The sequence below is a fragment of the Komagataeibacter diospyri genome, assembly GCF_043995075.1.
Classification (GTDB): domain Bacteria; phylum Pseudomonadota; class Alphaproteobacteria; order Acetobacterales; family Acetobacteraceae; genus Komagataeibacter; species Komagataeibacter diospyri.
In genome coordinates, this window is the sequence record NZ_CP171836.1 from 2,342,518 (window position 1) to 2,358,550 (window position 16,033).

6 protein-coding genes and 2 pseudogenes are annotated in these 16,033 nt (G+C 56.7%); 3 read left to right on the top strand and 5 right to left on the bottom strand.

Annotated elements, in window-relative coordinates; genetic code table 11:
- The first annotated feature begins 2 nt into the window (after window positions 1-2).
- Together ACE2AA_RS11005 and ACE2AA_RS11010 are read left to right on the top strand one after the other, a co-directional pair.
- On the top strand, window positions 3-1,421 hold the full coding sequence (locus ACE2AA_RS11005) for an LLM class flavin-dependent oxidoreductase (protein ID WP_395369779.1): 1,419 nt from the start codon (window positions 3-5) through the stop codon (window positions 1,419-1,421).
- Between the two features lie 155 nt (window positions 1,422-1,576).
- A pseudogene (locus ACE2AA_RS11010) lies at window positions 1,577-2,570 on the top strand (IS481 family transposase).
- Between the two features lie 122 nt (window positions 2,571-2,692).
- On the opposite strand, the gene ACE2AA_RS11015 reads toward ACE2AA_RS11010, so the two are convergent.
- Window positions 2,693-4,063 carry a hypothetical protein gene (locus ACE2AA_RS11015; protein WP_395369781.1) on the bottom strand — a complete coding sequence of 457 codons (1,371 nt, stop codon included), beginning with the start codon at window positions 4,061-4,063 and terminating at the stop codon, window positions 2,693-2,695.
- A 367-nt stretch (window positions 4,064-4,430) separates the two neighbouring features.
- Window positions 4,431-5,555, bottom strand: coding sequence for a DUF1176 domain-containing protein (locus ACE2AA_RS11020; RefSeq protein ID WP_395369782.1), 1,125 nt, complete (start codon window positions 5,553-5,555; stop codon window positions 4,431-4,433).
- 417 nt (window positions 5,556-5,972) lie between these two features.
- Between ACE2AA_RS11020 and ACE2AA_RS11025 the strand changes: the two are divergent.
- Window positions 5,973-6,966, top strand: a pseudogene (locus ACE2AA_RS11025) (IS481 family transposase).
- Window positions 6,967-7,088: 122 nt separating this feature from the next.
- Here the strand turns inward: ACE2AA_RS11025 and ACE2AA_RS11030 are convergent.
- From ACE2AA_RS11030 to mads7, 3 genes are all read right to left on the bottom strand, one after another.
- On the bottom strand, window positions 7,089-8,459 hold the full coding sequence (locus ACE2AA_RS11030) for a hypothetical protein (protein WP_395369781.1): 1,371 nt from the start codon (window positions 8,457-8,459) through the stop codon (window positions 7,089-7,091).
- A 463-nt stretch (window positions 8,460-8,922) separates the two neighbouring features.
- Window positions 8,923-14,388, bottom strand: a complete 5,466-nt coding sequence (gene mads8 / locus ACE2AA_RS11035) for a methylation-associated defense system ATP-binding protein MAD8 (protein WP_395369783.1) — start codon at window positions 14,386-14,388, stop codon at window positions 8,923-8,925.
- Window positions 14,385-16,028 carry a methylation-associated defense system protein MAD7 gene (mads7, locus tag ACE2AA_RS11040; protein WP_395369785.1) on the bottom strand — a complete coding sequence of 548 codons (1,644 nt, stop codon included), beginning with the start codon at window positions 16,026-16,028 and terminating at the stop codon, window positions 14,385-14,387. Before mads7 ends, mads8 begins: the two co-directional genes overlap by 4 nt.
- Window positions 16,029-16,033: the final 5 nt, after the last annotated feature.

Sequence of the window (16,033 nt, forward strand, 5' to 3'; positions counted from 1 at the left end):
AAATGAAAGAAATTCGCCTCAACGCGTTTGACATGAACTGCGTGTCCCATCAGGCCAGCGGCCTGTGGCGGCACCCGCGTGACCGGTCGGACCAGTATCATACCCTGCAATACTGGACGGATCTGGCCCGCACGCTGGAACGCGGCCTGTTTGACGCCCTGTTCCTGGCAGATGTGCTGGGGATTTACGATGTGTATGGCGCATCCCCCGATGCGGCGTTACGCAATGCGGCACAGGTGCCGGTCAATGATCCCGCCATGCTGGTAACAGCCATGGCGTCGGTCACGCGCAATCTGGGCTTTGGCCTGACGGCAACCCTGTCTTACGAACACCCGTTTCCCTTCGCGCGGCGCATATCCACGCTGGACCATCTGACACAGGGGCGCATCGGGTGGAATATCGTCACGGGCTATCTGAACAGTGCGGCAAAAAGCACAGGGAAGGCGCAGCAGTCATCCCATGATGCGCGCTATGAAATAGCGGATGAATTCATGCAGGTCGTCTATGATCTGTGGGAAGGCAGCTGGGAGGACGACGCCGTACGACGCGACCGTGCCAGCGGAGTGTTTACCGATCCATTGAAGGTTCATCGTATCCATCATGACGGGAAATACTTCACGGTAGATGCCATTCACCTGTCCGAACCCTCACCCCAGCGCACGCCGGTGCTGTTTCAGGCCGGCGCATCCCGCCGGGGGCAGCAATTTGCAGGCACGCATGCCGAATGTGTTTTTATTGCCGGGCCATCAAAGGAAATCGTCCGTAAAACGGTTGCCAGCATACGTGGGCAGGCCCAGATTCAGGGACGCCGTAGTGATGAACCGCTGATTTTCTCCCTACTGACGATCGTGACGGCGCCAACACACGAAGAAGCATGGGCAAAGTATGAAGATTATAAACAGTATATAAGTCTGGAGGGGGCGCTGACACTGCTGTCGGGGTGGACTGGTGTTGATTTTGCGCAATATCAGTACGATGAACCGGTGCGGCATGTGCGTAATGACGCTATCAATTCTGCTATTGATTCTCTGACCATCCTCAACCCGGACAAGGTCTGGACGGTGGGTGAACTGGCCCGCCATGCTGCAATCGGGGGAATGGGGGTCACAATTGTTGGCAGCCCCACTGAAATTGCCGACCAGATGGAAGCATGGATGGAAGAAACCGGAATTGATGGCTTCAACCTCGCCTATGCCGTGACCCCTGAAACGTTTGAGAATATCGTGGATCTCATCATCCCCGAACTGCAGAAACGTGGACGGTACAAAACTGCATACCAGCCAGGAACATTGCGGCAGAAACTGTTTGGTCGTGGCGACAGGCTGGGCAACACGCATATCGCACATGAAAGCCGTTTTCATAAAGTGTTCGAAAAGATCGGGCAGGTACAGACTGTCTCTGGGACATTCCATAAATTATAAAGAAATTTCTGAAAAAAGGCGGCACCCAAAAAGCTTTGAGACTGGCATAAGTAAGCATTACTTGCGACGGCTCACATGGGCAGTTTAGGGCCTGTTAGATGTGTGGTCCCGGGGTTTGATGGTGCATTATTTTCACGCGAGTGGAAGGAAGCACTATGGGCCAGGTTCACCACGGAAGCGCCACGACGACAGCGGCAGTCCGTCCAGCGATACAACACAGTCAAGAGAGCCTGAGGGCTCTGGCGAAACGCTACGGGATCAACCCGAAGACGGTCGCCAAATGGAAGGGGCGGGCCGATACCGCGGATCGACGCACCGGCCCGAAGGTTGTGTCCTCAACCGTCCTGTCGATCAAGGAAGAAGCGGTCATCGTGGCGTTCCGCCGCCATACATTATTGCCCCTGGACGACTGCCTTTACGCGCTCCAGGCGACAATCCCGCATCTGACGCGCTCTTCTTTGCATCGTTGTTTTCTGCGCCATGGAATCAGTCGCCTACCCGATACCGAAGGTGACAGGCCGAAACGGTCGAAGTTCAGGACCTATCCGATCGGCTATTTCCATATCGACATTGCTGAAGTCCGCACTGAAATGGGACGCCTTTATCTCCTGGTGGCGATCGACCGGACCTCGAAATTTGCTTTTGTTCAATTGCACGAGAAAGCAACACGTCGCGTCGCCAGTAACTTCCTGCGTGCTTTGGCCACTGCAGTCCCCTATCGCATCCATACCGTGCTGACCGATAACGGCACGCATTTTACCGGTCCGGCCAGAAACGGATGGACACCGGAAGAAATCAAGGTCATGCGGGCCGCATGGCGTCCAGTTCCGTTGCCATCCTTTTGAACTGGCCTGTGCTGATCTCGATATCGAGCATCGACTGACAAAGCCGCGACATCCCTGGGCAAATGGCCAGGTCGAGAGGATGAACCGCACAATCAAGGAGGCAACGGTCAAGCGCTTCCATTACGAAACGCACGACCAGTTGCGCCAGCACCTCGCAGACTTCGTTGCTGCCTACAATTTCGCCCGCAGACTCAAGACGCTGCGCGGCCTCACTCCATATGAATTCATTTGCCAGCAGTGGGAAAAAGAACCATCACGGTTCATGCAAAATCCGCACCATCAAATCCCGGGACTAAACACCTAGAACGTCAACTGAAAGCCTACCATGAACCGGCTTCGCCCTCTCGTGGTGAGTCGAATTGCTCATGTCTGCTATGCCGTTAGATCATTGAAGATCCGGATGTCCGACATGAAGGCGAAAGCGGCCTATTTCCGGAGCATGGTGATTCCGAGTTCGTGCCACATCCACCCGAAATCGTAGGCAACTCCTGCGCCGTCATTTTTCCAGGCGCGGGCTGTGGTGTTTTCGATATCCTTCAGCCAGGCCGCCACCTTTTTACGTCCTGAAGCTGTCCGGGCAGCCTCACGCGGCGTCACATTCCCCAGGGCCGGCACCGGCTCATCAAGCACCTGCCGGTAATGGCGCTCCAGCATCTGCCCGATGATCCGCGCTTCCTCTTCAGGCGGGATCTGCAGGTCTGGCGATGCGGTCCGTCCATCGTGCTCCCGCTCCTCCATCGCCTGCACCGGTGTCATGATCTGCGTCAGGGGCGCGCCCACGAGCGTGCCCAGAACGGCCTGCAGCATGGCACGCCCACGTTCGGCACGGTTTTCCGAATTCACCTGCAACCGCAACTGCCGCCCCCTGAGTTCCACTGTGCCGAGCACGATTGCACCATCGTCCATCTCGGTGCGCAGGAACCGTCCGTTTTCATCCCGTCCGGACAACGGCACAGGATCACTCTCCGGCTCCTTCAGCCAGTTCCAGAACGACCGGTTCTCCGGACGCAGGGCCACCACGCCCCCAAGCACATCCGCCACCTTCTTCTGCGTCACGCCCTTCGCCAGCGGGAAACACATTTCGTGGAAGACCAGATCCTCTCCGTCCCCATTGAACAGCGCTGGCCCCTCCATCTGCCGGGCCATGTCTTCCAGCGTCCAGAACAGCCAGGTCAGCGTGAACATCGGCGCAAGTTCCCGCAGGGTCTCCGTATCGACTTTTGGGAATTCCGCCTTGCCGCGTCTTTTCCGCAGCGCCCTGTAAAGGTTTGCGGCCAGATCCTCACAGGCGCCCCGTGAACAGGCGAGCAGTCCGCCTGCCAGAATGGTCTTTCCATCGGACGGTACAAGGCGCGCTGCAATCCGGTCCCACTGTCTGAGTGTCCGGGTGGCGGTGCCTTCATGCACGAGAACAGGCTCGCCACCCCGCAGCAGGTCACGCGCCATCAGGCTCTGGCCGGGTCTGATGTCCGAGACTTCATACAGGCTCATGACAGAAGCCCTGAGCGCACGCATATAGGCGCTGTTGCGCGGCCCTTCCTTCCAGCCCCGGCGTTTCAGATAGACGTCAACGATGTTCCGACCATCGTCCCGGTCCTGCCCGAGAAAATCCTCGAAGGCACAGCCCCACAGCGTCATGGCGACGTCGGGACCGATCATCTCCGCCAGTTCCTCGAACGTGATGTCGCCCGCTTCCAGCGCCGGACCGATGTGATCGCCGAGCACTTCCGCGAAACAGTCCTGCCAGTCATCCTGACCGAGATATCTGATCAGTCCCGTGAGTTCGTCTGCGGCCATGAGGCTTTCCTGCTACTCCAGTTATGGACAGCAGAGGGGAGACTGTCCTGACTCGACAAGGCAGGATCATACCCTGAAACAGGCGACGGGATGCCCCTTCCCACCTTCACGCATTTGTGACATTCGACAAAAATGCGCCGGATTGCCTTTCCATCTGTTTCCTATGTGTTTCCTGCGGGGCATTTCAGACAACAAAAAAAACCTGCCTCTGATGGGAAAGTTTATCTTTTTCTATCAATGGCTTATTCTTAGTTTCGGGGGAAAGGAAACCAACGATACTTGCGATTGGTTGGCTGCAGAATACCTCGGCTTGCTGCATGACATGGCAACAATATCAGGCGAGCGGAATCGTCCAAACAGAACCTGCCTACTCCGTCCTCTGTTCCCTTTGCTGGACCTTCGATCGATACAGAACAGGCCAGTCACCCGACAAGCTGCCGCCACAGCCAAGCTGAAAGGTCATCCTCGTCAGAACGAAATGGTGGCCATCCCACCGCCATTCATGAGAAGCACCGCAATAAGCCAGACCCGTGCCTTTGTAAAAGTCCGTAAGAGTTCCAGTCGCCACGTCAAAATCAGGGCTTGTCACAATACTTCCTTCATCGCCTGTGTCCCCCTTGATCAGGACGGGACTTGGCAGGCTGGCGGGCTCAGGCTGGCCATTGCCGGTGCGCGGGACGACAAAAACCAAGGACGCCCCCTGATATGCCGCCATCGAACACCCGAACAAGATAAGCGCATTGTTCTTGTCCAACCCGTAAACCCCTGTTTCCGGAAGGCTATCAGTTCCTTTATCCGGGCTATCACAACTCTGCTTTTTTATAAGCTTAGCCTGCGTTCTTTCTGTCCATGCCATCAAGTGGGCCCGCTCTCTGCGGGCAAGAACGATGGAGCGATGAGCGGATGGAGCGGGCGGCAGTAATGGCGCGGGGGGAACGGTGCTGGCTGATTTTGTCTCCGTGCGGATCAGTGCCGTTACACCGCCCAATCTTCCCTGTCGGTCATCCATGTGCAACACTGCAGCACTTAACCCGTTCAACGGCACAATCCCATCACGTACCTGCAGCATTGTCCCGTCGCGCAACTGCGCCACAAACGCCGCAACGACTTCAGGCCGTTTGCCAGACAGGATCGTGATTCCGTCCCGTGTGTTGAGTGCCCATGCCGAACGGTCCAGCAACAACGGCCTACCGTCCACACGCAGATCAGCTAGTCCAAAGGGAAACCCAGCGATCAGCCGCGCTTCAATCACACCATCCGGTCCGGCATCACGAATAAAGCGTAGGTCAACCGATCCGTTGATTGGCCTGTTGTCCGGTATGGTCGAAGTGACATCGTCATCACCCTGTACAAATCCCTTGGCTTCGCAGGTCAAAATATTGTCGCATGCAACCAACCACGATCCATAAACGTCATAAGATGGCGTTGCCGCCTGGGCTGCCCCGGTCACAATCAGGAATAGAAAGATTAAGGGCATGCATCCATTTTTCATCCTATCTTCTTTCTACATGTCTGATTAAGCTAGCCATACAGGAGAGTTGGCCCGAACAGCAACTTTGTGCATTCAGCCCCTCGAAACTATCGTTTGGCGAGATAGTTCGGTGAACGTCGAAACGATAAGAAAATATCGCCGTCGCACGCCGCAGCGGCCATGTCTTTTACGCCAGATATTTCACGGTTTCCGCTGCTTCAATTCCTGCTGTGTTCTCTGAGACCATGCCGTTCTTAGAAAAGCCGCGTCTATGTTATTTTTGGTAGGTGGGTTTTAAATAAACGTGCTCATGATAATTTTTTCGTAATTAGCCTTGATGCGTCTGTCATAATTATACCCGTAGTACGTAGGACCGTTGTAATGTTTGGTCCCGGGGTTTGATGGTGCATTATTTTCACGCGAGTGGAAGGAAGCGCTATGGGCCAGGTTCACCACGGAAGCGCCACAACGACAGCGGCAGTCCGTCCAGCGATACAACACAGTCAAGAGAGCCTGAGGGCTCTGGCGAAACGCTACGGGATCAACCCGAAGACGGTCGCCAAATGGAAGGGGCGGGCCGATACCGCGGATCGACGCACCGGCCCGAAGGTTGTGTCCTCAACCGTCCTGTCGATCAAGGAAGAAGCGGTCATCGTGGCGTTCCGCCGCCATACATTATTGCCCCTGGACGACTGCCTTTACGCGCTCCAGGCGACAATCCCGCATCTGACGCGCTCTTCTTTGCATCGTTGTTTTCTGCGCCATGGAATCAGTCGCCTGCCCGATACCGAAGGTGACAGGCCGAAACGGTCGAAGTTCAGGACCTATCCGATCGGCTATTTCCATATCGACATTGCTGAAGTCCGCACTGAAATGGGACGCCTTTATCTCCTGGTGGCGATCGACCGGACCTCGAAATTTGCTTTTGTTCAATTGCACGAGAAAGCAACACGTCGCGTCGCCAGTAACTTCCTGCGTGCTTTGGCCACTGCAGTCCCCTATCGCATCCATACCGTGCTGACCGATAACGGCACGCATTTTACCGGTCCGGCCAGAAACGGATGGACACCGGAAGAAATCAAGGTCATGCGGGCCGCATGGCGTCCAGTTCCGTTGCCATCCTTTTGAACTGGCCTGTGCTGATCTCGATATCGAGCATCGACTGACAAAGCCGCGACATCCCTGGGCAAATGGCCAGGTCGAGAGGATGAACCGCACAATCAAGGAGGCAACGGTCAAGCGCTTCCATTACGAAACGCACGACCAGTTGCGCCAGCACCTCGCAGACTTCGTTGCTGCCTACAATTTCGCCCGCAGACTCAAGACGCTGCGCGGCCTCACTCCATATGAATTCATTTGCCAGCAGTGGGAAAAAGAACCATCACGGTTCATGCAAAATCCGCACCATCAAATCCCGGGACTAAACACCTAGAACGTCAACTGAAAGCCTACCATGAACCGGCTTCGCCCTCTCGTGGTGAGTCGAATTGCTCATGTCTGCTATGCCGTTAGATCATTGAAGATCCGGATGTCCGACATGAAGGCGAAAGCGGCCTATTTCCGGAGCATGGTGATTCCGAGTTCGTGCCACATCCACCCGAAATCGTAGGCAACTCCTGCGCCGTCATTTTTCCAGGCGCGGGCTGTGGTGTTTTCGATATCCTTCAGCCAGGCCGCCACCTTTTTACGTCCTGAAGCTGTCCGGGCAGCCTCACGCGGCGTCACATTCCCCAGGGCCGGCACCGGCTCATCAAGCACCTGCCGGTAATGGCGCTCCAGCATCTGCCCGATGATCCGCGCTTCCTCTTCAGGCGGGATCTGCAGGTCTGGCGATGCGGTCCGTCCATCGTGCTCCCGCTCCTCCATCGCCTGCACCGGTGTCATGATCTGCGTCAGGGGCGCGCCCACGAGCGTGCCCAGAACGGCCTGCAGCATGGCACGCCCACGTTCGGCACGGTTTTCCGAATTCACCTGCAACCGCAACTGCCGCCCCCTGAGTTCCACTGTGCCGAGCACGATTGCACCATCGTCCATCTCGGTGCGCAGGAACCGTCCGTTTTCATCCCGTCCGGACAACGGCACAGGATCACTCTCCGGCTCCTTCAGCCAGTTCCAGAACGACCGGTTCTCCGGACGCAGGGCCACCACGCCCCCAAGCACATCCGCCACCTTCTTCTGCGTCACGCCCTTCGCCAGCGGGAAACACATTTCGTGGAAGACCAGATCCTCTCCGTCCCCATTGAACAGCGCTGGCCCCTCCATCTGCCGGGCCATGTCTTCCAGCGTCCAGAACAGCCAGGTCAGCGTGAACATCGGCGCAAGTTCCCGCAGGGTCTCCGTATCGACTTTTGGGAATTCCGCCTTGCCGCGTCTTTTCCGCAGCGCCCTGTAAAGGTTTGCGGCCAGATCCTCACAGGCGCCCCGTGAACAGGCGAGCAGTCCGCCTGCCAGAATGGTCTTTCCATCGGACGGTACAAGGCGCGCTGCAATCCGGTCCCACTGTCTGAGTGTCCGGGTGGCGGTGCCTTCATGCACGAGAACAGGCTCGCCACCCCGCAGCAGGTCACGCGCCATCAGGCTCTGGCCGGGTCTGATGTCCGAGACTTCATACAGGCTCATGACAGAAGCCCTGAGCGCACGCATATAGGCGCTGTTGCGCGGCCCTTCCTTCCAGCCCCGGCGTTTCAGATAGACGTCAACGATGTTCCGACCATCGTCCCGGTCCTGCCCGAGAAAATCCTCGAAGGCACAGCCCCACAGCGTCATGGCGACGTCGGGACCGATCATCTCCGCCAGTTCCTCGAACGTGATGTCGCCCGCTTCCAGCGCCGGACCGATGTGATCGCCGAGCACTTCCGCGAAACAGTCCTGCCAGTCATCCTGACCGAGATATCTGATCAGTCCCGTGAGTTCGTCTGCGGCCATGAGGCTTTCCTGCTACTCCAGTTATGGACAGCAGAGAGGAGACTGTCCTGACTCGACAAGGCAGGATCATACCCTGAAACAGGCGACGGGATGCCCCTCCCCACTTTCACGCATTTGTGACATTCGACAAAAATGCGCCGGATTACCTTTCCGTCTGTTTCCTATGTGTTTCCTGTGGTGTGATTTGGGCACAAAAAAAGCCACCCTTTTGGGTGGCTTTTCTCTTGTCTTTTTAGACGCTTATTCATGGTTGCGGGGACCCGCAACCACCGATACCGACATTCGCTCAAAGTGGCGGTCTAACCCACAATCTGCCGCCAAAGGGTCGTCACCATTTGCGCACCTGTAGCCGAGAATAGTCGCGAGTTCCAGCGCGCTGGGTCGAGGAACTCGACGCGCTACAGGACAGGTCCACCATCGCGGAGATGTGGAAGCAGGCCTGAGCGTACATACAGTGAAATTACTAGCGTCCGATGGCCGTTTTAGTGCCGCCACCATGCTGCGTGATGCGAGGACGGCACTTGATCTTCACTGCGCCCCGCGTGAATGAGTCGTCCGAGGCCTTACTCGACCACACATAGGCTTCGCCGGTACCGAGATGGCTCATCTTGTCCGAGGTCAGCTCGCCGAGAGCGGCATTCGCCTTCTGGATGTGTTTCAGCCAGGCGGGCGAGTTGAATTTGTGCATGATGATCTGTGAAGACAGCTCGATCAGCGAGACCGGGACCGATGGCGGGTCTTGAGAGGCGACCATGATGCTGGTTCCCTTGTGTCGCATCTCACGGACAACCTCTACCAGGCCGGAAACCAGGTCATCGTTCTCAGTGTACTTGTGGGCTTCATCGAAAACCACCAGCTTATTGAAGGCGCTTCCCTGATAGGTTGCTTCCGAGAAAATCTGCAGCATTACCACGAAAAGGCCGAGGGCCTCGTCCTTTTCGATGTATTCATCTCGCAGATCCACAATGATCAACCGGCCTGGGCGAATCAGATCCTGGAGGCGCTGATTATCATCGATATATTCGCTGGCGAACAGTAGACGCGTCTGAGCCAGATCTTTCAGGTGATCGGACAGACCAGAGTTATCGATGCCTGCTCGCAGGGCATCCACGGTCAGGTTATCCCGCAACCCCCTCATGATGAGATTGATTTGCCGCATATACATGCTCTGGCTGCCAATCGCTCCCATCAGGAATTTCCAGTGCGCCGCCTTGAGTTCGGAGGCAGAAAAAGAAATCGGCTTAACCTCGATATCCGGGTACTCGGCCCGGCGATCATCCACCTTGTTGGCTGGGGTAAGAATCACGACATCGTTTAGGGCCTCCGGGTTGGCCTTATAACGCTCACGAAGGATGCGGATCTCTTCATCCACCGAGTTGGCATTGATCATCGAAGTAAACTCCGGCGCATAATCCTGCGTCGGGCTGTAATGGAAAATGACTGTGGCGAGCGGGCTTGGCAGTACATTGATGTGCTGAAGCGGCATGGAGGCCATCTCAATGACTGTTCCAAGGGTGTAGCTCTTGCCGCCGCCTTGAACCCCAAAGAGACTGATCGTGTGGGTGTGGTTAAGGTCCAGGGCAATCTTTCTGCCGGAAACCTCTCCGAGCAAACCGTACTGGGGTGAGTCGCCATTAACGCCCAGCATGATGTCATAACTGACCTCGGCTTGAGGCGCGGGCTCGGGTGTCGGATGCTCCGGTGCTTCAAGTTCGGGTTCAACAAATGCTTCCGGTTTAACAGCAACGGCGGCAGGCTGTTCGTCGTCTTTTTCTTCTTTAGGCGCAATAGTGGTAGGTCGAGGTGCATGCTCGACGAGTTCCGCCTGTTCTTCCTTTTCCTCCTGAGCAGGTGCGGGTGTTTCCTCTGCGACAGGAGATGTTGGCTGGGTGATTGGAGCCTCCGGCTCTTTGTCCCAGAGCTCATCCACTGTCCAGGACGTTGACCGAGCTCTCTTGGGCGCGATGAAAGCGGCTGTCTCGAGCTTCGGCACGTTCGGTATAAACTGCTCGCTCAGGAGGAGCGCGGTCGGTTCCTCCTCAATCTCGACGGAAACAGGCTTGCGGCAGTTCTCCAGTAAGGCGCGAATGAGATCCTTACCGATGCGGTGGAATTCAATGCCAACCTCGTTGTCGGGGGCCTCGGTTCCGGTCTTGTCGAAGTCGAAGATCAGGGCGCAGCGTCTGAACTGAAGCGAGTAGCCCTGCTCGATGGATTCAAGTAGCCCTCGTGCTTCCTGCGCAGCAGTCGCATCAAAGATCCCGTAACGCAGTGAGCGCTCTAGATAGAAACGAAGGATCTGAGCCAACTCCCGGCTCTTGAGCAACCTATCCGGCCGGTCGGGCTTCTTCAAGGCCGGGTCAAAGTGGCGCTGGAGGATGCGCTCGCTCTGATTGATCTGGGCGGAAATCCGTTCCTTCAGTTGGTTGAAGGCCGCAAAGTCGCCCACTTGCGAATAGCATTTCACCTCGACCAGGTTGCAAGTGATCGTTCTGGTGTTCAAATCCAAGTCGAACAATCCCAAGTCGGTGCGTTGCAGACTGATTGCATCATTGATATCGTCTGACTCACCGCTTGAGCGGTAAAGGTCCGTGTGCGCATCCAACGGCACAATGACCTGATTGCTCAATGCGCCCTGATATTCGAGGTAGAGCCGAGCCAAAGCCAGACCAAGTGCCTCCGCCTGTTGTGTGCGAGCAGAAATCAGCTTGAGCGCTAGTTGACCGGACAGCGACCGCAGATTTGCCAGGATCTGAACCGACTGCTCGCCGTCGGCGGACAAGCCATGCTCAAGCAGCACCGGCTTCAGCATCGCCTCCAGTTCATCGTTCGAGCGCGACGAGATGATCAGGTTGTGTGTCGCCTGGGAGCTGGCTCCCGGCACATAGTCAATCAGATAGTCCGGTCTGTTCTTCCGGCCGCCGTGGTCGAAGAACTCAATCCCCATATTTCGGTCGATGGTGAACACCCAATCGCTGATCTGGTGAACCTCGTAGATCAGTTCTCGTTGGGCCACATCGAGGCCAAGGGTCACCACAGGCACAGCTTTAAAGCTGGCACCAGAAGCAGCAACCGCTGAGGTAGCAAAGCAGAGGTGTCGGCTCAGGGACGACAGCAAATCGAAGCACGCCGCATGGTTGTCCGCGCCGAAGGAGCGCCCGACAATCGGCCGCTTGCTCCAGAAGGTCCCCGAATCGTCATCAACGAATTCAGTGTCGAAGTCCTGTATCAGCCCATGCAGCGGGGTCACGCCCATCGGCTTCTCTGCAATGGAAAGCTCCTCGGCGGGAAACACATCCAGAAGAACACTGATGTGCGCCGGGAACTCCTTGGAATTTGCATGGAATTCATTCAGTGGGTGCTTGGCCAAGTTCAGCTTGGAGAACAGATGGCTGCCCGTTGAGGTCGCAAATGCGTCGGCGGCCTCGTTTACCGTGGCTCCAGGACGGACCATCGACTCAAGAGCCTCGCCCAAAACAGGTGAGTCGGGATCGGTGGTAAAGAGCCGCACGTCATAGCGCAAATCGGCATGCTCGCGCTTCTGCTGGAGCGATAGCAGAGCCTCCGCAATCACCGATCCGGCCCCAGGGTTGAAGATGTTCAGTGATAACTCTCGAACATAGGGATGCTGAGAGAGATAGCGCTCGATCTTGTCCGCAATGACTTGTCCGGAAATATCTGATCCCGCCGCAGAGGGCTCGGCCAAGCCGAGCGCTGAACAGATTTCCGCCATCAGACCACGGGAATTTTCCTCGATCGTCGGGGCGTAGAGCGCCCAGAAAGCATTCAGGTTGTCCACCGGAGTGAAGATGCGGCCATCCTCGACGGGAATACCGACCGGATAGGCAGAGGGCACAAGGCCATCCAACAGCGCGGAACGGACGTGAGGAATGTGATCCTTTCCGCCTGACTTGATCTTCTCAATCCAATCCTTACCCAGGGCGACCCAACTGCTCAGCCACAAGGCACGGAGCGGATGGGTTGGGGAGACTAAAACAGCCTCCCGGTGCCTTCCACCGAAGTCGGTCAAGATGACATGAATGGAATCGACGGCCAGCACATTTCTGAGCGCTTGCAAGTGTTGCTGACGCTCGGCACCAGAAGTCGTCTCGGCCTGACGGATGAGGTTTCTGACCAAGTCAAGGTAGCTTTCAGCATACGCGAGGCATTCCCTTTCCGAGTCGCGGAACGAAAGCCCCTGCATGATCAGCTCGGCGGTGCCTTTGCGCACTGCTGCAAAAAACTCTTCGCGGGCAGCCAGGAAGGAAGCCATCGCGGCGGAAGATGGCAGCGTGAGTCCAACCTCGGAAGGCGGCTCGGCGGTATCCAGATTGATCTGCATTCGCCAGCCTGACGGGCGCTTGGGCTCCGCCAAGACGCGCTGCTCGATGGTTTTGAGCATACGCGAAAGCGGGATCTGAACCGCGCCCTCACGACCGAATTTTGCGTGTAGGGTTTCCTGGCGAGAGGTCTTCTTGGAACGACCGCCCTCGGCCCAGGCGACACCACTGATGGCGATATCATCGGGATCGCGTTCATCGCCCAGGGCAGTCAGTTGCAGCCGGAAACGCGCATGCTCCAGGCTCTGCTCAATGGGTATGGCGCGTTGCGGTGGTTCTTCCTCGATGTTGCCACCGGGCAGGACGTAGAAAGGTTCGCTCTCGTAGGAACGTCTTGCGCCCTCGGAAGCGGAATCCGCTTCCAGCGGAATCGGATCGCCATCGGCCGTCCAAGGCATTACACGGATGAAATGCCATCCTTCCTCGAATTCGATCTTATTGAGCTTGGCCAAGTTGGTCGTGCATTGCAGGCGGTTCGGCGTCCAGGCCTTGACTTTCTTAGATTTTCCTACCGGGCCGTCATTCTGCGAAATGATCTGAACCGTAAAATGATCAAGCCCGCTGACCTTGCCGGGGTGAGGGCTAACCTCGAACACCACGTTCATTTTGCGGCGGTCGTTCGGCACCAGAACCTGTTGTCCGATGAGGCCGGAGAGTTGGTCGTCGGTCTCATCCTCCTGAACGACCGGCAAGTCGGTCTCCAGCACTGTCAGCAGGACCTTGTCCAGCGAAAGCTCTTCCTGGAACGTCCATTTATCGAAAGAAATGCTCCACCAGCTCTTGTCGGTCGCGATGGGCGGCGTCCAGGATTCGGGCTCCTGGACTTCGTATTTTGCAAAATAGGTGAATAGTCGCGACTCCAATGCCTTGTCGCTGAGTCCCAGATCGGCGATACGACCACGAACCGACTTGTGCGAGGCCATCAGACTGCGGACGCTGCCGAGGTTACGGCGAACCTTGCCATTGACCATGCCGGGATCGGCAAAGAGCTTGAAGTCTGGAATCAACGTCAATTCATACAGGCTGGCCCCGAGGGTTTCTCCATCAATCCCGTTTTCGAGCGCAGTGAGCAGGTACCGCACGCGGGAAACATGGTCGGCAAACAGCCACTCCTCGTCGGTGAGGATGCCCAAAAGATCGCGAGCATGGCCAACCAGCGTTCTCGGGAGCCGATCAAGCAGCGAGTCGATAAGGTCCTCGTAGATACCGGCGAAGGTCAGCTCCTCGAAGGTCGCCACACCGAAAGAGTCCTCGGCGCTGGTGCGAAGCGAAGTCGGTATGAAGACCAGCAAAGGCTGACGCAGCTCACCGTTCGCGTCCGGGTTGCGCAACTCCACCAGTTTGGTGGAAGTGACTCGGAAGGGCTGGCTCTCATGATCATGGCTGCCGAGGATAAAGATATTTCCGTCGGGCCGGGTCCGACGTAGTTCCTTGCAGACCGACTCCATTACCTCGTCATCGAGATCGGTGACCCGCATGCAGTGGCCTGGGCCACGGTCACCCAGGATCGCTTCGATACGGGGGCACAGCAAACAAGCGACCGCCGCATTCAACTTATCCTGGGAAAGCTTGGTGAACGCATTACTCATGCGTGCCTCCCGTTTTTATCTGCTCCGTCATTTCTCTCAATCGCATAGCGGGGCGATACCTTCTGGGTCACGTAGGCATCCGACAGGTCCTCGTAGAACCCGATTTCACGCAGGCGACGCTTGAAGGCTGCGAGGTTGAGGCGCAGGGCGCGTCTGTCGAGGATGCTGCTGTTGGCCTGTGCTCCTCCCGGCAGCCGGTCGATGTGAAGGCCGTAGCGGCTTCTCAAAAAGGCCAGCAACTCTTCGATGCGAATCTCGCGGGTCACGAAACGCCCGTCATCCTGAGTGAGCACAGCCACCTGAAGGAGCACCTCAAGAAGCTTGCTTCCCAGCACAAACCGCCGAGGACTTCCCTTGGTTCGGGATTGTGCCAACAGGCCGTTCTCCTTGTTTTTCAGCAGCAGTGAGTCCAGGCACTCAGTGATGTACTGGCGGTGATACTTGCCGCGATATGCCATCAGGATTTCTATGAAGGATTCGAACTCGCCAAGGCCCATGGCGGTGACTTCCCGGATCTCCGGATCGATGTCCTCGTTTCCAGAGGTCGACTCCTCGATCAGACTGGCCAGGCGGAACTTGAAGTAGGCTTGCCGGTCGGCGTCGTACTCGGGCTTCAGTAGAGAAACCAGATCGCCGACGGTAAACACGCCGCCCCCTGGAGTGGTCAGCTTGCCCGTCTTCTTGCTCAGGTATTCCGCCATCTCATCGAGCTTCTTGACGACGAAATTGGCCTGCACAAAGGCAGGAATCTGGCGATAGAGCCGGTCAGTGGACTTGCGAGCCAGCTCGACCATATGCGGATTATTGACGTCCCCCATATCCACGACCAGCGCCACGGGATCAGGTGAACTCGCCAGCGCATTGTCCGAGCGCTGCTTCACCAGCTTGGGCAGTATCTGCAACAGCTTGAGGTGGTAGAGCGCCAGATGGAATGCCATCAGGGTTTTGAGGTAATCCACCAGCACCGAGCGAGGAATATAGGGCTCATAGGCCAATAGCCGCAGAATGTCGTCGGCCATGGTGTCGGCCTGATCGATCAGAAGTGGTGGAAAGCGCTCGGGCTCCTTGGAGTCCTGTGTGTCCTGAGTAACTTGAGAATCGAAGCGAAGTAGCGCTTGGGTTTCTACATCGACGACCGTGCCGGATTCATGCCTACCGGTTACATGGTCAATCCCAGGGAAAAAGAAGCGTTTTAGCGTGTCTCGGGCGGCCTGGCCCTTGCCTTTGCGGGCATAGTAGAGCATCCAATAAATCTGCTCGGCTGCCCCATAGTCACGGCAGTGCTTCGCATTTCGAAATTTGTAGGTCTCTCCATGAAGCGGGCGCGGAGAGGCGACAGCTTGATTCGACTTGCCCCGATTTACCACATCAAGAAGTTCGGTCTCTACCCACTTGTGGACAATGGAGGGATGTTCGTCAAAGCCCTCAAAATACTGCTTAACCTCTTCGGACAGCATCATTTCATCTGCAAATTCTTCTGGCTGCAAAATATTTGCGCGTGGCGGCTTGCGGCTGCCATGGCCATTGAATTTGAGGCGAGGAAATAGCATGGTCAGCACACGATCCATTTCCGTGTGCTGCCAATGCAAATAACTGACCTTAGGTGTTCTGAATTCCTTGTCTCTACCCTTGATTGACATGATAT